The sequence below is a fragment of the Streptomyces sp. Pv4-95 genome, assembly GCF_045782725.1.
Classification (GTDB): domain Bacteria; phylum Actinomycetota; class Actinomycetes; order Streptomycetales; family Streptomycetaceae; genus Streptomyces.
Map to the genome: position 1 here is coordinate 825,957 of NZ_CP127172.1, position 15,914 is coordinate 841,870.

The 15,914-nt window shown below is 71.5% G+C and carries 22 protein-coding genes; 13 read left to right on the plus strand and 9 right to left on the minus strand.

The window, feature by feature from the left end:
* Positions 1-44 precede the first annotated feature (44 nt).
* The 13 genes from QOM21_RS03830 to QOM21_RS03890 all read left to right on the plus strand — a co-directional run bounded on the left by QOM21_RS03830 (position 45) and on the right by QOM21_RS03890 (position 7,277).
* Positions 45-485, plus strand: a complete 441-nt coding sequence (locus QOM21_RS03830; RefSeq protein ID WP_407548165.1) for a gas vesicle structural protein GvpA — start codon at positions 45-47, stop codon at positions 483-485.
* 3 nt (positions 486-488) lie between these two features.
* The gene (locus tag QOM21_RS03835) at positions 489-1,202 is read left to right on the plus strand and encodes a GvpL/GvpF family gas vesicle protein (RefSeq protein ID WP_407548167.1); all 714 of its coding nucleotides are present in this window, start codon (positions 489-491) and stop codon (positions 1,200-1,202) included.
* Positions 1,203-1,221: 19 nt separating this feature from the next.
* Positions 1,222-1,479 carry a gas vesicle protein GvpG gene (locus tag QOM21_RS03840; protein WP_407548169.1) on the plus strand — a complete coding sequence of 86 codons (258 nt, stop codon included), beginning with the start codon at positions 1,222-1,224 and terminating at the stop codon, positions 1,477-1,479.
* A 25-nt stretch (positions 1,480-1,504) separates the two neighbouring features.
* Positions 1,505-2,182 (plus strand): hypothetical protein, encoded by a 678-nt coding sequence (locus tag QOM21_RS03845; RefSeq protein ID WP_407548171.1) that lies wholly within the window; start codon positions 1,505-1,507, stop codon positions 2,180-2,182.
* Complete coding sequence (locus QOM21_RS03850) at positions 2,175-3,341, plus strand: SRPBCC family protein (protein WP_407548173.1); 1,167 nt, start codon at positions 2,175-2,177, stop codon at positions 3,339-3,341. The genes QOM21_RS03845 and QOM21_RS03850 overlap by 8 nt, the downstream gene beginning before the upstream one ends.
* Before the next feature lie 32 nt (positions 3,342-3,373).
* Entirely contained in the window at positions 3,374-3,859 is a 486-nt protein-coding gene (locus QOM21_RS03855; RefSeq protein WP_407548175.1) for a gas vesicle protein, read from the plus strand.
* Complete coding sequence (locus tag QOM21_RS03860; RefSeq protein WP_407548177.1) at positions 3,856-4,719, plus strand: GvpL/GvpF family gas vesicle protein; 864 nt, start codon at positions 3,856-3,858, stop codon at positions 4,717-4,719. The genes QOM21_RS03855 and QOM21_RS03860 overlap by 4 nt, the downstream gene beginning before the upstream one ends.
* Positions 4,716-4,949 (plus strand): gas vesicle protein, encoded by a 234-nt coding sequence (locus QOM21_RS03865; protein ID WP_407548179.1) that lies wholly within the window; start codon positions 4,716-4,718, stop codon positions 4,947-4,949. Before QOM21_RS03860 ends, QOM21_RS03865 begins: the two co-directional genes overlap by 4 nt.
* 58 nt (positions 4,950-5,007) lie before the next feature.
* Positions 5,008-5,403 (plus strand): gas vesicle protein K, encoded by a 396-nt coding sequence (locus tag QOM21_RS03870; protein WP_407548181.1) that lies wholly within the window; start codon positions 5,008-5,010, stop codon positions 5,401-5,403.
* A 53-nt stretch (positions 5,404-5,456) separates the two neighbouring features.
* Positions 5,457-5,843 (plus strand): hypothetical protein, encoded by a 387-nt coding sequence (locus QOM21_RS03875; RefSeq protein ID WP_407548183.1) that lies wholly within the window; start codon positions 5,457-5,459, stop codon positions 5,841-5,843.
* Positions 5,844-5,954: 111 nt separating this feature from the next.
* Positions 5,955-6,125, plus strand: a complete 171-nt coding sequence (locus QOM21_RS03880) for a hydrophobic protein (protein WP_393897766.1) — start codon at positions 5,955-5,957, stop codon at positions 6,123-6,125.
* A gap of 272 nt (positions 6,126-6,397) precedes the next feature.
* The gene (locus QOM21_RS03885) at positions 6,398-6,748 is read left to right on the plus strand and encodes a PRC-barrel domain containing protein (RefSeq protein ID WP_407548185.1); all 351 of its coding nucleotides are present in this window, start codon (positions 6,398-6,400) and stop codon (positions 6,746-6,748) included.
* A gap of 133 nt (positions 6,749-6,881) precedes the next feature.
* Positions 6,882-7,277: a VOC family protein gene (locus QOM21_RS03890; RefSeq protein WP_407548187.1), complete on the plus strand. Its 396-nt coding sequence runs from the start codon at positions 6,882-6,884 to the stop codon at positions 7,275-7,277.
* 139 nt (positions 7,278-7,416) lie between these two features.
* On the opposite strand, the gene hypE is transcribed toward QOM21_RS03890, so the two are convergent.
* From hypE to QOM21_RS03935, 9 genes are all read right to left on the minus strand, one after another.
* Positions 7,417-8,532, minus strand: a complete 1,116-nt coding sequence (gene hypE, locus QOM21_RS03895; RefSeq protein ID WP_407548189.1) for a hydrogenase expression/formation protein HypE — start codon at positions 8,530-8,532, stop codon at positions 7,417-7,419.
* A complete protein-coding gene (gene hypD / locus QOM21_RS03900; RefSeq protein ID WP_407548190.1) occupies positions 8,525-9,649 on the minus strand; it encodes a hydrogenase formation protein HypD in 1,125 nt (374 codons plus the stop codon). Before hypD ends, hypE begins: the two co-directional genes overlap by 8 nt.
* Positions 9,646-9,966, minus strand: coding sequence for a HypC/HybG/HupF family hydrogenase formation chaperone (locus QOM21_RS03905; RefSeq protein WP_407548192.1), 321 nt, complete (start codon positions 9,964-9,966; stop codon positions 9,646-9,648). The genes hypD and QOM21_RS03905 overlap by 4 nt, the downstream gene beginning before the upstream one ends.
* Before the next feature lie 55 nt (positions 9,967-10,021).
* Positions 10,022-12,436, minus strand: a complete 2,415-nt coding sequence (gene hypF / locus QOM21_RS03910; protein WP_407548194.1) for a carbamoyltransferase HypF — start codon at positions 12,434-12,436, stop codon at positions 10,022-10,024.
* The gene (gene hypB / locus QOM21_RS03915) at positions 12,433-13,323 is read right to left on the minus strand and encodes a hydrogenase nickel incorporation protein HypB (RefSeq protein WP_407548196.1); all 891 of its coding nucleotides are present in this window, start codon (positions 13,321-13,323) and stop codon (positions 12,433-12,435) included. The genes hypF and hypB overlap by 4 nt, the downstream gene beginning before the upstream one ends.
* Positions 13,324-13,335: 12 nt before the next feature.
* Entirely contained in the window at positions 13,336-13,731 is a 396-nt protein-coding gene (locus tag QOM21_RS03920; protein ID WP_407548198.1) for a hydrogenase maturation nickel metallochaperone HypA, read from the minus strand.
* A gap of 125 nt (positions 13,732-13,856) precedes the next feature.
* Positions 13,857-13,961 (minus strand): DUF6893 family small protein, encoded by a 105-nt coding sequence (locus QOM21_RS03925; protein WP_398559855.1) that lies wholly within the window; start codon positions 13,959-13,961, stop codon positions 13,857-13,859.
* Complete coding sequence (locus QOM21_RS03930) at positions 13,955-14,521, minus strand: hydrogenase maturation protease (protein WP_407548200.1); 567 nt, start codon at positions 14,519-14,521, stop codon at positions 13,955-13,957. Before QOM21_RS03930 ends, QOM21_RS03925 begins: the two co-directional genes overlap by 7 nt.
* On the minus strand, positions 14,518-15,912 hold the full coding sequence (locus tag QOM21_RS03935; protein ID WP_407555569.1) for a hypothetical protein: 1,395 nt from the start codon (positions 15,910-15,912) through the stop codon (positions 14,518-14,520). Before QOM21_RS03935 ends, QOM21_RS03930 begins: the two co-directional genes overlap by 4 nt.
* Positions 15,913-15,914 lie beyond the last annotated feature (2 nt).

The following is a 15,914-nucleotide window of genomic DNA, read 5'->3' on the forward strand; positions in this document are numbered from 1 at the left end:
GTGCCCCATGTCCCGCTCAGGTCAACCGGAAGGGAAAACCGATCATGACCGTCGTTCAGCAATCCAACGCACCGAACACCGGTGGCGGCTCGGGCAATCTTTACGATGTGCTGGAGCTCATCCTCGACCGCGGACTCGTCATTGACGCCTTTGTGCGCGTCTCTCTCGTCGGCATCGAAATTCTCAAGATCGATGTCCGCGTCGTCGTCGCGAGCGTCGACACCTATCTGCGATTCGCCGAGGCGTGCAACCGCCTCGACCTGGAATCGGGCCGCAAGGCACCCACCCAGCTCACCGACATCGTCGGGGAGGCAACCGAAAGCGGCGCCAAGGGGAAGTCGAAAGGCGCGCTGACGGGAGCCGTCGAGGCATTCAGCGAGTCCTTCCAAAAGGGCCGCGACGAGTCCGCCGAGGAGACCGAGCGCCCGGCGCGCAAGTCCTCCTCGTCCAGCAGCCGCCGCACCGCCCGCAGCAGGGAGGAATAACACATGTCGACCTATATATACGCGATCACCGACAGCGGGCACCCGCTGCGTCTGGACGGCATCGACGGGGTCGGCGACCCCGCTGCGCAGCTGCGCACCATCCGGACGAAGGAGCTGAGCGCGGTGGTCAGCGACGCGCCGGCGGACCTGCGGGCCAAGCGCCGCGATCTGGTCGCACACCAGGCCGTCCAGGAACGGCTGCTGTCCGACGGAGCCGCGCTGCCGATGCGATTCGGCCTGGTGGGCCCGGACGACGACCAGGTGGCCGCCGTCCTTGAGGAGCACCGCGCCACCTACGCCGAGCGCCTCGAAGAGGTCGACGGCTGCCTGGAGTACAACCTCAAGGTCGCCCGGGACGAGGACGACCTGCTGCGGGAGATCATGAAGGAGTCCGCCGAGGTACGCAGGCTCAACGAACGCACCCGGGACAATCCCGCCGCGCAGGACGACAAGATGGCGCTCGGCGAAATGGTCTCGCAGGAGGTCCAGGCCCGGCAGGACCGCGTGGGCAAGGACATCGCCGCACACCTCGACGAGGGCGCGGTGCGCACCGCGGTCGCCGACCCGACGAAGAGCCACTTCCTCAATGTGTCGTTCCTCGTCCGGCGCGAGGAGGCCGGCGCCTTCTCCGAGGCCGTCCACGCGGAGGCCGAGCGACTGGGCGAGTCCTACACGCTCAACCTGCACGGACCGCTGCCCCCGTACAGCTTCGTCTGACACGCCGAGCGGAGGACTCATGGGTCTCCTCACACAGATCCTCACCCTGCCGCTGGCCCCCGTACGGGGCACGGTCTGGGTTCTCGACCAAGTGCTGCTCACCGCGGAACGGGAGTACTACGACCCCGAGCCCGTGCGGGCGGAACTCGCCGAACTGGAACAGCAGTTGCTGTCCGGGGTCATCGGGGACGAGGAGTTCGACCGCCGCGAGGACGAACTGCTGGACCGCCTGGAGTGGCTGGAGGCCAACCAGCAGCGGCTACGTGACCACTCCTGACCTAGGAGAACGAGGTGTACGAGAGATGATCAGCAACGCCAAGATAGGTGCCGCCGTAGTCGGTGGCTACCTGCTGGGACGCACGAAGAAAGCCAAGATGGCCATCGGCCTGGGCATGTTCCTGGCCGGCCGGAAACTCAGCCTGAACCCGCGGGAGCTGGGCAAACTGGTGGCCAACTCGCCGGTCCTCGGCCCCCTCAACGACCAGGTGCGCGCCGAACTCGTCGACGCCACGAAGTCCGCGGCCACGTCCGCCATGACACAGCGCATGTCGCATCTCGCCGACTCGCTGCACGAGCGGACGCTGGGCCTCGGCGAGTCGGACGAACCGCAGGACCGCGCCGACGAGCCTGCGGACGACGCGGACCAGGACGCTGACGTGGACGCGGAGTCCGACACGGACACCGCACCGCATGGCGACCGGGACGACGGGGACGACCAGGGCTCCGCGGACAGCCGGGGCGGCTCCGGAGCCGAGACCGCGCGTCGTAAGAAGCCCGCCAGGACGGCCAAGTCGACCGCGGACAAGGCGTCCTCCGGCGCGCGACGGGGCGGATCGGGCGCAGCCGGCGCGGCCCGCAAGAGTGCTTCCACAGGTGCGCGCAAGACGGCGTCGGGAACCGCCCGCAAGACCACTTCCGGGGCGCGCAAGACGGCCTCGGCCGCGCGCCGCACCGCTGAGCGGGGAGGCCGCAATGACTGACTCCACGCTGAGCAGGATGAAGGACGAGGTGGCGCAGAGCCCGGCCGCCGAACAGCTCAAGGAAGAACTGCGGAACTACCTCCAGGCGCGTGCTCAGCACACCGTCACCCATCTCGGGCAGAAGCTGGGCGAGAGCGTCACCAAGCTCGCCGAACCCGGTCAGGGGCCGAGCGGGCTGGTGAGCGGCCTGGCGAAGGGCGGCAAGGCGCTCAGCGAGGGCAAATCTCCCGCGCAGGCCGCACTGACCGCCGGCGCCTCGCACGTCAAGGACACCCTCAAGGACAAGGTCAAGGGCCTGTTCGGCAAGGGCCGCAAGGGCGGTGGTGGCAAGTCCAAGAGCGTCACCATCACCGAGGACATCGATGTGGGCGTTCCGGTGCGCGAGGCGTACGACCAGTGGACGCAGTTCCAGGAGTTCAGCACCTTCGCCAAGGGTGTCGTCAGCGTCGAGAAGGCGGATGACACCACCAGCAACTGGAAGGTGAAGGTCGCCAAGTCCACCCGCAGCTGGCGGGCGAACGTCACCGAGCAGGTGCCCGACGAACGCATCACCTGGACCACCGAAGGCGCCAAGGGCACGGTCAAGGGGGTGGTGACCTTCCACCGCCTCGCGGACAACCTGACGCGTGTGCTGCTGGTTCTCGAATACTTCCCGAAGGGGCTGTTCGAGAAGACGGGCAACATCTGGCGCGCCCAGGGGCGCCGGGCCCGGCTGGACCTCAAGCTCTACCGCAAGTTCCTCATGATGCGCGGTGAGGCCACCGATGGGTGGCGCGGCGAGATCCAGGACGGTGAGGTCGTCGTCGAGCACGAGGACGCCGTCGAGGAAGAGGAGCGCCGCGCGGAGGAGGAACGTGCCGCGGACGGCGAGCGGGAGCATCCGGAGGACCGTGACGATTCCGGGGCCGATGCCGACGCCGACGATGCCGTGGACGACGAACCGGACGACGACCGCGATGCGGAAGGCGACCTCGACCCGGAGGACGACCTCGACGACGAGTACGACGCGGAAGACGAGGAAGAACCCGCGGACGAGGACCCCGAGTTCGCGGACGAGCCGGACGCCGGCGACGGCTACGACGACGGCGACGGCGACGACGATGTAGAGGACGAGCAGCCGGTCTCCCGGCGCCGCCGGGCTGTCGCGGCCCGCGGCTGACCCGTCCCGACCGCACAGATAGGGATGATCACGTGTCCGACTCACTCGCCGGCCGTATGGGGCCGTCCTCCGGGGCGTCCCCGTACGGCCAGCAGGGATCCTCCGCCAACCTGGCCGACATCCTGGAGCGCGTCCTCGACAAGGGCGTGGTCATCGCGGGCGACATCCAGATCAATCTGCTCGACATCGAGCTGCTGACGATCAAACTCCGTCTGCTCGTGGCCTCCGTGGACAAGGCCAAGGAGATGGGCATCGACTGGTGGGAGCACGATCCGTCGCTCTCCTCCCGGGCACGTGCACCGCAGCAGGTCTCCGACGCGCGGGCGCCGGCCGCCGGCGGTGACGCGCTGGCCGAGGAGAACGCGCAGCTGCGGGCCGAACTCGCCGAGCTGCGCACGGTGGCCGGACTCCCGCCGGGACCCGGAAAGGCCGCCGAGGCCGCCAAGGCCGCCGCCCCGGATCGGCCGGCCGCGGGCCGGGCGGAGGCAGCAGAGGCGAACCGCGAGGAGAACCAGTGAGCATCGACGCACACACCGCCGAACCCGCCACCGCGCCGCTGGGGGAGCCGGTCGGTCAGCCCCGCAGCTCCTACGTCTACGCCATCAGCCGCGCCGGCACCGACCTCGACGCCGCGGCACCCCGGCTGATGGGGCTGGAGGGCTGCACCCTGCGTACGGTCACCGCCGCCGGGCTCGCCGCCCTCGTGTCCTCCGTTCCGGCCGACGGCTACAGCGCCGAGGGCATGACGGCACGCATGGAGGACCTCGCTGAGCTGGAGGCGATCGCCCGCACGCACCACGCGATGGTGGAGGCGGCGTACGCGAGCACGACCGTCCTCCCCATGCGGCTTGCCACGGTGTATCTGGACGACACCCGTGTGGTGTCGATGCTCCACGAGCGGGCCGCGGACTTCGGCGAGCTGCTCTCCTGGCTCGAAGGCCATGTCGAGTTGGGGGTGAAGGTCTACGCGGATCCGCGGGCGGCGGCCGAGCCGCCGGCCGGGTCGACCGCCTCCGCCGGTACGGCCTCGCCGACGACGACCCCCGGCCGGGCGTATCTGCAGCAGCGCCGGGCGCAGCGCCGTACCCATCGCGACGCCTACCGCGCGGCGGGTGCGGTGGCCGCCCGTATACCGGAGGCCGTGGCGGGCCTCGGCCGGGCCAGGGTCGTGCACCGTCCGCAGCAAGGGGAACTGGCCTCCGGCGCGGGCGAGAACATCGCCAACGAGGCATACCTGGTCCCCGCCGACAGCGTGCCGGAGTTCCGGCAGGCGGTGGTCGGGCTCGCCGAGGACGCCCCTGGGGTGCGCATCGAGGTCACCGGGCCCTGGGCGCCGTACTCCTTCGCCACGCCGCCCGCGGCGGGCGAGCGGTCATGACGGGCGGTGAGGTGCCGGTGGGCGGCTTCGCCGGCGTCGCCGACCTGACCGAGGAGGAATCGCTCGCCGGGCGGCAGGTGGCCCTCATCGACCTGTTGGACCGCCTCCTGAACGGCGGCGCGGTGCTCACCGGAGACCTTGTGCTCTCCGTCGCCGACGTCGACCTGGTCCGGATCAATCTGCGCGCGGTCATTCACTCGATCACGCCGGACGACCCGGCACCCTGGTGACGTCCGGTCCAACTCCCCTACTCAGCAGCGTGTTTCCCCGCAGCGGTGAGGAATTTCCATGATGGACGAGCCCGCAGAGCCCGCGTTCGCGGAAGTGGCCCGGGCAGCGGCACGGGCCTTCGACCTGGTCCCTGCCGGGCCCGCCGAGCAGCGGTCGGGCGGCGGCGACATCGCCCAGCGGCTGAAGACCGATCCGGAGACCGTGGAACGCGATCTCATCAAATTGGTGCTGACGATCGTCGAGTTGCTGCGCCAGCTCATGGAACGCACCGCACTGCACCGCGTCGACCAGGGCGACCTGAGCGAGGACCAGGAGGAGCGGGTCGGGATGACGCTCATGATTCTTCAGGACCGCATGGCCGAACTGTGCGACCGCTACGGACTCACCATGAGCGATCTCAACTTGGATCTCGGCCCACTGGGTTCACTGCTTCCCACTGATAACGCGGAATGACAATTGCCGAACTCCCGGTGTTTACAACGGATTCGAGCGGAAAGGCGAACGGTATGACTCAGCAGCGGAAGAATTCTGACGGGCCCGACAGTAAGCCGCAGCGGGATTCGGCCCGCGCCGCCACGAAGGCCAAATCGTCGGCACATGTCGCCGAGGAGGCAGCGGAATCCGGCGCGCGGTCGGCCAGGACGGCGACCGGACAGGCCGGACGGGCCGCCGCGGCCGGAATCGAAACCGGCCGGCAGGCAGCCGTGGCCGCCACCGGGAAGGTCGCCGCCACGGCGGGCGCCACCTGGCTGGCCGTCAAGAAGCGCAAGGCCGTCGCGGCCGGCGCGGGAGCCGGACTGCTCGGTGTGGCCGGCGCCGCCTTCGCCGCGGGCCGCGCCACGGCGAAGCCGCATTTCGGGCCCGTGACGCGACTGACCCACGGCCGCATCTGAGCGGCTTCCCCACTCTCGGATGATCACCGTCATGCACATCACCCGTCCCCTCCCGTCACTGCGGCGCACGCCCGACCCATGGCGGGAAAGACCCCGATTCGGAGGTTGACAATGGTCCCCCTGCTTCTCGTCCTGCTTCTCGCCCTGCTTCTCTTCGGTGCCGGATTCGCACTGAAGGCCCTGTGGATCGTCGCCGTCGTGGTACTGGCGTTCTGGCTGCTCGGCTTCCTCATGCGCTCGACCACCGCGGGCGGCTCGCGCGGCCGTTGGTACCGCTGGTAGTCGCATCCATATCGCCCGACCGGGGGCCCCGCCGCAAGAATGCGGTGGGGCCCCGGCGCCTTTTCGGATCACCCGCACGCCGCTCCCCCGAATATCTACCGGATTTCCCCGGCGGCATGCGTATCGGGAGATCCACCGGGCATCAGAAAACCGAACGCGAATGCAATGATCAGCGAATTCCGCGCGCTACGGCGTGCGACTGATACGTGCACTGCACACCGTGCCGGGCCGGTATCGCCCTCACCCGCGCACCGCAAGGAAGGATCCCTCTCGTGACGGACAGCATCTGGGGTTTCCACGACGCCGCCGGCTACCCGGAAGGCACCGATCTGACGGGCTTCAAGGTCGAGGCGATCGACGGCGCGATCGGAAAGGTCGACAAGCACTCCGTAGAGGTCGGCGCCGCCTACCTCGTCGTCGACACCGGGGTGTGGATCTTCGGCAAGCATGTCCTGCTGCCGGCCGGGACGATCTCGTCCATCGACCTCGACGAGACCACGATCTACCTCTCCCGCACCAAGGACGACATCAAGCACGCGCCGGAGTTCGACAAGGAAAAGCACATCGGCGACAAGGACTACCACGAGCAGCTGGCCGGCCACTACGGCGCTCCGCACTCCTGACCACGCCGGGCCGCGGTGCCGCACGCCGCCGCGACCACGGCGGGTACCGGGCTCCGGAGTGCCGGGACCGATCGGGGGTAGCCGTTGTCAGCAGCGGCGGGCGCGGGCCCGCCGCAGTGGGGAGGGAGGCACAATGGCCGTGGCCAAGACCAGTGTCCTGGTACTCGATTGCACCGAACCGGAGAAGCTGGCGGACTTTTACGCGCGTTTCCTCGGCGGCGAGCCGAGGACCGGGGCAGGCCCCGACTACATCGAAATCGTCGAGCCCCAGGGCATCCGCCTCGCGATCCGCCGGGACCACGGGGCCGCACCGGCCAGCTGGCCGCGTCCGGACGACTCCCAGCAGGCGCATCTGCACTTCCTGGTGCCCGAGGACGACATGGACGCCGCGGAGCGCGAGGCGATCAGCCTGGGCGCCCGCCCGCTGGAGACCAAGGACAACGGCGGCCCGTTCGACGTCCGCCGCTACGCGGACCCGGCCGGCCACCCCTTCGTGCTGGCCGCGCGCGAGGGCCACGGAGTGACCTGAGCGGCGCCGCCGACGGGGTGAAGCCCCCGGTCGCCCCCCGCGAGGCCCGCGCCGTACACGACCGCCCGGGACACCCGGCCCATGGCCACTTCGGTGGCGGGCCCGGCGCCCCGGGCGGTCGTGCGCGCGAGGCGCTGCCTCAGCAGATCCGCGGCAGCTGTTCGCCCAGCGGCAGGTCGACCACCCGGGTCCCGCCGAGCGGCGTCCGGGCCACCACCATCCCGGGGTGTGCCTCGACGGCCTCACCGATCACCGCCGCCTCGGCGCCGAGCGGATGGGCGCGCATCGCATCGAGCACCGCGTCGGCGTGCTCACGCGGCACAAAGGCCACCAGCTTGCCCTCGTTGGCGACGTACATCGGGTCGAGGCCGAGGATCGCGCAGGCGTTGGCCACGGTGGGCGGGACCGGGACCGCCCGCTCCTGGAGGACGACGCCGGTGCCCGAGGCGCTCGCGATCTCGTTGAGGGCCGCGGCCAGGCCGCCGCGGGTGGGATCGCGCAGCACATGCAGGTCAGGGGTGACGGCGAGCATCGTCTCGACGAGGCCGCCGAGGGCCGCGCAGTCACTTTCGATCTCGACGCCGAACTCCAGGCCCTCGCGGACGCTCATGATCGCCACGCCGTGCACGCCGATGGCACCGCTGACGATGACCACATCGCCGGGGACGACCCGCTGCGGGCGCAGATCGACCCCTGCCGGGATCAGTCCGATGCCCGCGGTGTTGATGTAGACGCCGTCGCCGTGCCCGGCCTCGACGACCTTGGTGTCGCCGGTCGCCACCTCGACGCCGGCGGCCCGCGCCGCCGCTCCCATGGCGTCCGCCACGGCGGCCACCACCGGCATCTCGACGCCCTCCTCCAGGATGTAACCGCAGGAGAGGTAGGCGGCCCGCGCGCCGCTCATGGCCAGGTCGTTGACGGTTCCGTTGACGGCCAGGTCGCCGATGCTGCCGCCGGGGAAGAAGAGCGGCCGTACGACATAGGAGTCGGTGGAGAAGGCGAGGCGTACGCCACCCAGGGAGACCGTCGCGGAGTCGCCGAGCTGACCGAGCACCTCGCCGCCGAAGGCGGGGGCGAAGATCTGCTGGACCAGTTCGGCGGACAGCGCGCCGCCGCCACCGTGCCCCATCACGACCCGCGGCTGGTCGCGCAGCGGGGCCGGGCAGGTCCAGCCGGTGATGTCCACGGTGGGCAGGTCGCGGGCGGCCGGCGCGGCGTTCTCGGTACCGGAGGACGGCACGGTGGTGTCAGGCAACGGGACTCGCCTCCATCGGAGTGGGCGTGACGCCGAGACGGCGGTAGAGGTAATAGGCGGCACAGGCGCCCTCGCTGGAGACCATGGTGGCGCCCAGCGGGGTGCGCGGGGTGCAGGTGGTGCCGAACGCCTCGCATTCGTGGGGCTTGAGCAGCCCCTGCAGGACCTCGCCGCTGCGGCATTCGGCGGGCTCACGGGTGGTGATGTCGCCCACGGAGAAGCGGTGTTCGGCGTCGTATTCGCGGTAGCGGGAGGACAGCCGCCAGCCGCTTCGGGGGATGACCCCGATGCCGCGCCAGGCGCGGTCGGTGACTTCGAAGACGTCCGCAAGCATCGCCTGGGCCGCCGGGTTGCCCTCCGCGCGCACGGCCCGCGGGTAGGCGTTTTCCACGGTGTGCTCACCGCGCTCCAACTGCTGGACGGTGCGGCGGATGCCTTCGAGGATGTCCAGCGGCTCGAAGCCGGTCACCACGATCGGCACCTCGAACCGCTCGGCCAGCTCCGGGTACTCGCCCATGCCCATCACACTGCACACGTGCCCGGCGGCCAGGAACGCCTGGACCCGGCAGCTCGGCGAGGTCATGATCGCCTCGATGGCCGGTGGCACCCGGACGTGCGAGACCAGCAGGCTGAAGTTGGGAATGCCGAGCTTGCGTGCCTGATACACCGTCATGGCGTTGGGCGGTGCGGTCGTCTCGAAGCCGATGCCGAAGAACACCACCTCCCGCCGGGGGTTCTGCTGGGCGATCTTCAGCGCGTCGAGGGGCGAGTAGACGACCCGTACGTCGCCTCCCTCGCTGCGGACCCGGAACAGGTCGCGGTCGGTGCCGGGGACGCGCAGCATGTCGCCGAACGAACAGAAGATCACGTCGGGCCGGGAGGCGATCTCCAGTGCCTTGTCGATGACCTCCAGCGGCGTCACACAGACCGGGCATCCCGGTCCGTGGATCAACTCCACCTTTTCCGGCAGCAGTTGGTCGATGCCGTGCCGGATGATGGTGTGTGTCTGGCCGCCGCAGACCTCCATCAGGGACCAGGGCCGCGTCACCGTGGCGTGGATGTCGTCGAGCAGGCGGCGGGCCAGCTCGGGGTCCTGGAACTCGTCGATGTACTTCACTGCCGCGCCTCCTGCGCTCCGTCACCCATGGCGGCCACCGGCATGCCGACCGCCTCCGCGGCCGCCTCCCAGGGGTCGCCGAACTCCTCCTGCAGCAAGCCCATTTCCTCGAACAGCGCGAGGGTCTGCCGGGCCGACTCCTCGTCGAGTCGCTGGAGCGCGAAGCCCACATGGACGATCGCGTACTCGCCCACCGCGAGGTCGGGGACGTACTCCAGGCACACCTCCTTGACCACCCCGCCGAAGTCGACGGTGGCCATGCGGGTGCCGTCCCGCTCCTCGATGTCCAGAACTTTTCCGGGTACCGCCAGGCACATGGGGGGTTTCTCCTCGTCGTGGATACGTTCCGTGAACTCGCCGCGGGGCGCCGCCTCAGGGGGCGGACGCACCGCCGTACGCGTGCGCGGTGCGCGCGGCGACCGCGATCTGGCCGAGGGCAAGTCCCCCGTCGTTGGGCGGGACCCGACGGTGCCGCAGGACGGTGAAGCCGTCCTGCCGCAGCAGGCGGGAGGCGGCCTCCGCCAGCAGGGTGTTGGCGAAGACACCGCCGGTCAGGGCGGCCGTCCGCACCCCGGCCCGCTCGCGGGCCAGGACACAGCAGCGGCTGACGAGTTCGGCGACCGCGGTGTGGAAGCGGGCCGCGATCAGCGCCGGGGCGACGCCCGCGCGCAGATCCTCGATGACCGAGGCGAACACCGGCGCCGGGTCGGCGATCGTCTCTGCGCCCGGCTCCCCGGGCGCCGCGGTGCGCAGCGCGAAGGAGTAGCCCGATGCCGGCTCCTGCTCGACGGCCAGCGCCGCGGCCTCCAGTTCGACGGCGGCCTGTGCCTCGTAGCCGGCGTGGTGACACACACCGGCCAGGGAGGAGACGGCGTCGAAGAGCCGGCCCATGCTGGAGGTCGGCACGCAGTTGAGGTCGCGTTCGAGCTGTCGTGCCAGCAGCCGCCGCTCGTCGGGCGGGCAGGCCGCCACCGGGGGCAGGTCCTCGTCCCAGGCGATGCCCGCGGCACGCAGATGGGCGAGCGCCATGCGGTACGGACGCCGGACGGTGGCGTCGCCGCCGGGCAGCGGCACGTACGCGAGCTGCCCGAAACGGCGGTAGCCGTCGTAGTCGGCGAACAGGATCTCGCCGCCCCAGACCGCTCCGTCGTCGCCGTAGCCGGTGCCGTCGAACGCCACACCGATCACCGGGCGGCTGCCGTCGAGGCCGTGCTCGGCCATGGCGGCGGCGATATGCGCGTGGTGGTGCTGGACCCGCACCAACGGCCTTCCCCCGGTGTGCCGTTGGGCCCATTGACCGGAGCGGTAGCCGGGGTGCCTGTCGGCGGCCAGGAGCTGCGGACCTACCCCGGTGACCGTCTCCAGGTGCGCCTCGGCCCGCTCGAACGCGAGTTGCGTCTCCAGGTCGTCCATGTCACCGATGTGCGCGGACAGCCACGCGCGCCGCCCTTCGGCCAGGCAGAGCACGTTCTTGAGGTCGCCCCCGACGGCCAGCGCGGGCCGCACCGGCAGCGGGAGCGTGACCGGGAACGGCGCATAGCCGCGGGAGCGGCGCACGAACAGCGGTTCCCCGTCGCACACACGGAGCACCGAGTCGTCGCACGGGACCTGGATGGGCCGGTCGTGGCCGAGCCAGGCGTCGGCCAGATGCGCGAGCCGCCGCACGGCCTCCGCGTCGTCGGTGACGATCGGCTCTCCGGCGACGTTTCCGCTGGTCATCACGAGCAGCCGGGGCCCCGGCGGGTCGCCGGGGAGACCGAGCAGCAAGTGGTGCAGGGGGGTGTAGGGGAGCATGACGCCCAGGTCCGGGCTGCCGGGGGCCACCGCGTGGGACAGCCCCGGCGCTCCGGCGGCGGCCCCGGTGGCGCGGGTGCGGCGCAGCAGGACGATGGGGCGGCTGACGCCGGTGAGCAGCGCCCGCTCCTCGGCTCCGACGCGCACCAGGTGCGCGAGGTCGGTGAGGTCCCGGGCCATCAGGGCGAAGGGCTTGTCGCCGCGGGCCTTGCGGCGCCGCAGCAGCGTGACCGCCCCGTCGTCGGAGGCGTCGCAGACCAGGTGGTAGCCGCCGAGGCCCTTGACGGCCACGATCGCTCCGCGGGCGAGCAGCCGGCGTGCCCCGGCGACGGGGTCGGCGTCGGGTGCGGGGCGGGGCGGGCGGGTGCGGTCGTCGGGGTCCGCGATCAGCAGACTCAGCCGGGGGCCGCAGTCGTGGCAGGCGATCGGCTGGGCGTGGAAGCGCCGGTCGGCGGGGTCCGCGTACTCCGCGGCGCACGCGGCGCACATCGGGAAACCGGCCATGGTGGTCTGCGCCCGGTCGTAGGGCAGTCCGGTGACGATGGTGAAGCGCGGCCCGCAGTGCGTGCAGGTGAGGAAGGGGTGCCGGTGGCGGCGGTCCTGCGGGTCCCTCAGCTCGGCGAGGCAGGCGTCGCAGGTGGCGGCGTCCGGGGAGACGAGGGTGCGGCAGGTCTCCGCGGCGTGAGAGGCCAGGATGGTGAAGCCGGCGCCACCCGTCGCGGGGACGTCCTCCCCTTCGACGGCCTCGACGACGGCCAGGGGCGGGGCGTCGCGGCGGATCCGGACACCGAAGCGGTCGACCGCGGCCGGGGCGCCCTCGACCTCGATGAGCACGCCTTCGCCGGTGTTGGTGACGTGGCCGGTCAGGCCGAGTTCGGAGGCGAGGGTGTGGACGAACGGGCGGAAGCCGACGCCCTGGACGACTCCGCGCACCGTGATCCGGCGTCGTACGGCGGCCGTCGCGGGGGCCGCGCCGACCTGCCCCGTGGTCATCGGCGGCTCGACGCCACGGTGCCGGGGTCGGTCGTGTGGGAGCGGGCCCCCGGAGAGTCCGGTCCACCGGCCGGCGCGTGCGAGTGGCCCTCGCCGTGGGTGTGGCCTTCGCCGTGGGCGTGGCCCTCGCCGTGCGAGTGGCCCACCGCATGGGCATGCCCCTCGCCGTGCGTGTGACCGGCGTCGTGGGCGTGGTGGGACTGTCGGCTCATGACCGGGAGGTGGACCGGGGCGCCGTCCCGCGCCGCGAGCGCCCGGTCGAGCAGGACGCCGTCCCCCTCGCCGCGGCGTGCCGAGGTGAGGACGATCTCGACACCGGGGTTGATGCGTTCGACGTTGGCGCGGAACGCCTTCTCGTCGAAGTCGACGGCCTCGGCGATGTCGGTCTTCGTGACCACGACGAGATGGGCGAGTCCGAAGGCGGTGGGGTACTTCAGCGGTTTGTCCTCGCCCTCGGTCACGGATGCCAGCACGACCCGCAGGGTCTCCCCCAGGTCGTAGGAGGCCGGGCAGACGAGGTTGCCGACGTTCTCGATGAAGAGCAGCCGGGTGTCGGCCGGGAGCCACCCGTCGAGATGGCCGCCCAGCATCTCCGCTTCCAGATGGCACAGCCCGTCGGTGAGGACCTGCTTGACGGGCACCCGGGACCGGGCGAGCCGTACCGCGTCGTTCTCCGTGGCCAGGTCCGCGGTCAGCGCCGCCACCGGTACGCCACGGCGGTGCGCGAGGGCGAGTTCGCGCTCCAGCAGGGCTGTCTTGCCGCTGCCCGGGCTGGAGAGCAGGTTGATCACGGAGGTGCCCCGGGCCGCCAGGTCCTCGCGCAGCGTGTGGGCGCAGGCGTCGTTCTTGGCGAGGACCGCCTGCTGCAGGTCGACGACACGGCACATGGTTCAGCGCTCCTAGTGGGTCGGTAGGTGCGGTGGTGGGTGCGGCGACGCGGGCACCGGGGCGTCGTTCCAGCAGACGCTGACGATCTGAAGTTCGCGGCCCGACATCAGTTCCGCGGTCGTTCCGCCGCAGCGTGGGCACACCAGGTGCGGCGGCATGCCCACCGCCCAGCTGTCCGCGCAGGGACCGCAGCGGGCGCGGGCCGACACCTTTTCGGTGACCAGCTCCGCGCCCTCCAACAGCGTGCCCGCGCAGGCGAGTTCGAAGGAGAAGGCCAAGGCGTCGGGAACCACCCCGGCCAGTTCGCCGACCTGCAGCCGGACGCGGGTGACCGCGGTTGCCCCGGCGGGCCGTTCCGCGCTCGCGACCTGGTCCACGACCGCGAGCGCGATGGACATCTCGTGCATCGGTCTCTCTCTGGTGCGGGGACGACCGGGTGCCGCTCGGCTTCATTACACGGCGCTGGCGGAGCCCGGCCGGGATGCCTCGCCGGGGCGGCGTTCTCGCGTACGCCGGTCGGCGCAGCGGGCCGTCACATGGACCGGATGCGGAGGTAGCGCCTGAGGTCCGGCAGAACACTCTTCAAGGCGAGGGCGAACACGGCCGCGGCCGCTCCGCCGAGGGCGAGCTTCAGCATGGTGTGGAATTCCTCTCGATGGTGTGGGGCCGGGCGGGGGCCGCCGTCGGCTCCTCCGGTTCGACCAGTCGCAGGATCAGGCTCACGGCCTCGTCGACCGCGGCGCTGACCGGCTCGCTGAGTCCGATGCCCTCCTCGACGTCGGCCGGTTCGCAACCGACGACGAGGACGCGCTCCGGACGGCACCCGCCGGTGCCCGCGCTGAGCGTGTCGAGCAGCGCGAGCACGGTGTCCGGCGTCATGTGGTGGCCGTCCAGGGCGGTGCTCTGCGGGCGGGCGGTGGCCGGGTCCGTGGCGTCCAGCAGGTAGACGGTGCCGGGCTCGCCACCGCGCGCGGAGGCGTCGACGAGCAGCACCGTGTGATAGCCGTCCAGCATCTGGTAGGCCAGGTGCACACCGCGTACGCCGGCGTCGACGACCTCGACCCCGTCCGGGAGCGGGTGTTCGCCCAGCCTGCGGACGGCCTCGACGCCGAAACCGTCGTCGCCGAGGAAGATGTTGCCCACGCCGGCGATCAGCGTCTTCCCGGACGCGTCGGCGAGGGGGGCGTCGGTGCTCACGCGTCCTCCAAGGGGGCCACTTCGTCGGGTTGGAAGTACAGGAACCGGCCCTGGGCGCGCCGGATGTCGACACCGGGGTCGCCGTCGACGGTCACCGCGAGATGCACCCCGCCGTCCACGTCGTGCAGGACCGCTTCGACGTGCGCGCTGCGTCCCTGGAGGAACAGGTCCTGGGCGTCGGTGCGGCGCAGCCCGGGGCGCAGCAGCACCCGGCTGCCCGCGCCGATGGACTGTCCGTCCACGATGATCCGGTCGGTCACCGGGTCGACGCTGCGGTCGCTCTCCGGGTCCCACCAGGGCGTGCCGGGGCGCAGGCCCGGTACGTCGGGGGTGAGGTCGTCCGGTTCCGCCGGGCCGGGGCCGGTCACCTCGCGCAGCGAGCGGACGGCGCCGTGCAGGCGTTCCAGCACCTCGGGGGGCATCGAGTCGGCGAGGTCGATGACCTCCGCCGCGCGGCGGTCGGTGCCGCGTGCCTCGCGCTTCTCCTGGTCGGTGAGGGCGGCGGTGCGCAGGGCGAGGATCTCGTCGATCTCCAGGGCGTCGTAGAGGGCGCCGGGGCTCTCGGGGGCGATGGCGGGGTGGTCCTCCAGGATGATCGGGGAGGACAGGATCACGTCGCTGCGTCCGGGCTCGCCGGCGAGGACGGGCCAGGCGTGCTCGTTCCGGCAGCCCGCCACGGCGCCACTCGCCCATTCGGGCGGATCCGTCATCGACAGGAAGGAGCCCGGGGCGAGGCCGAGCAGAAGGTGCGCCGCGACCAGGGAGCGGGGCAGCACCGCCTCGCGGTCGGCGGCGCCCTCGTCCGGTGTCCAGGGGCTGGTGTTCTCGACGGTGGCGGTCAGCCGCATCGCCGCGTACGGGCCGTCGAGCGGGCTCGTGGTCAGCCGCACCCGGCCGTTGATCTCCTCGCAGCGGCGCACCAGGCGGCCGACGAGCACACCGTCCGCGTCGTGCACCAGCTCGGTCTCCTCGCGTGCGGGCCGCGAGAACGGCACGGTGACGCCGTCGCCCTGGAGTTTGTCGACGGCCACGACGTGCGTGACGCGTTCCTCGGCGCCCTCGTCCCAGGGCACCAGCACCCGGTCGGGGAGTTCGAGTTCGACGACCGTCTCGAACTCGCCGTCCGGGCACAGGCGTTGGACGACGCGCCGTTGGGCGTGCAGGAACCGCAGTTCGACCGAGAGATGCGCGCCGGACCTGGGCTCCATCAGGCATTCGGTGCGCTGGAAGGAGTGCTCCTCGCTCTCGGCGCCCCAGCCGGGCGGGACCAGCACGCCGAACTGCCAGCGCAGCTTGTTCTTCGCCGCGGATGCCCGGTACGGGTAGAGCACATAGCCCTCGAAGAGCACGGCGTCCGCGACCTGCCGGGCGACGGCGAACCGTGCCTCCATCT

Bases quoted from the DNA above. Each gene is read 5' to 3' on its own strand.
- QOM21_RS03830 (WP_407548165.1), top strand. From the start codon at position 45: ATGACCGTCGTTCAGCAATCCAACGCACCGAACACCGGTGGCGGCTCG.
- QOM21_RS03835 (WP_407548167.1), top strand. From the start codon at position 489: ATGTCGACCTATATATACGCGATCACCGACAGCGGGCACCCGCTGCGT.
- QOM21_RS03840 (WP_407548169.1), top strand. From the start codon at position 1,222: ATGGGTCTCCTCACACAGATCCTCACCCTGCCGCTGGCCCCCGTACGG.
- QOM21_RS03845 (WP_407548171.1), top strand. From the start codon at position 1,505: ATGATCAGCAACGCCAAGATAGGTGCCGCCGTAGTCGGTGGCTACCTG.
- QOM21_RS03850 (WP_407548173.1), top strand. From the start codon at position 2,175: ATGACTGACTCCACGCTGAGCAGGATGAAGGACGAGGTGGCGCAGAGC.
- QOM21_RS03865 (WP_407548179.1), top strand. From the start codon at position 4,716: ATGACGGGCGGTGAGGTGCCGGTGGGCGGCTTCGCCGGCGTCGCCGAC.
- QOM21_RS03870 (WP_407548181.1), top strand. From the start codon at position 5,008: ATGATGGACGAGCCCGCAGAGCCCGCGTTCGCGGAAGTGGCCCGGGCA.
- QOM21_RS03875 (WP_407548183.1), top strand. From the start codon at position 5,457: ATGACTCAGCAGCGGAAGAATTCTGACGGGCCCGACAGTAAGCCGCAG.
- QOM21_RS03880 (WP_393897766.1), top strand. From the start codon at position 5,955: ATGGTCCCCCTGCTTCTCGTCCTGCTTCTCGCCCTGCTTCTCTTCGGT.
- QOM21_RS03890 (WP_407548187.1), top strand. From the start codon at position 6,882: ATGGCCGTGGCCAAGACCAGTGTCCTGGTACTCGATTGCACCGAACCG.
- QOM21_RS03905 (WP_407548192.1), bottom strand. From the start codon at position 9,966: ATGTGCCTGGCGGTACCCGGAAAAGTTCTGGACATCGAGGAGCGGGAC.
- hypF (WP_407548194.1), bottom strand. From the start codon at position 12,436: ATGACCACGGGGCAGGTCGGCGCGGCCCCCGCGACGGCCGCCGTACGA.
- hypB (WP_407548196.1), bottom strand. From the start codon at position 13,323: ATGTGCCGTGTCGTCGACCTGCAGCAGGCGGTCCTCGCCAAGAACGAC.
- QOM21_RS03920 (WP_407548198.1), bottom strand. From the start codon at position 13,731: ATGCACGAGATGTCCATCGCGCTCGCGGTCGTGGACCAGGTCGCGAGC.
- QOM21_RS03925 (WP_398559855.1), bottom strand. From the start codon at position 13,961: ATGCTGAAGCTCGCCCTCGGCGGAGCGGCCGCGGCCGTGTTCGCCCTC.
- QOM21_RS03935 (WP_407555569.1), bottom strand. From the start codon at position 15,912: ATGGAGGCACGGTTCGCCGTCGCCCGGCAGGTCGCGGACGCCGTGCTC.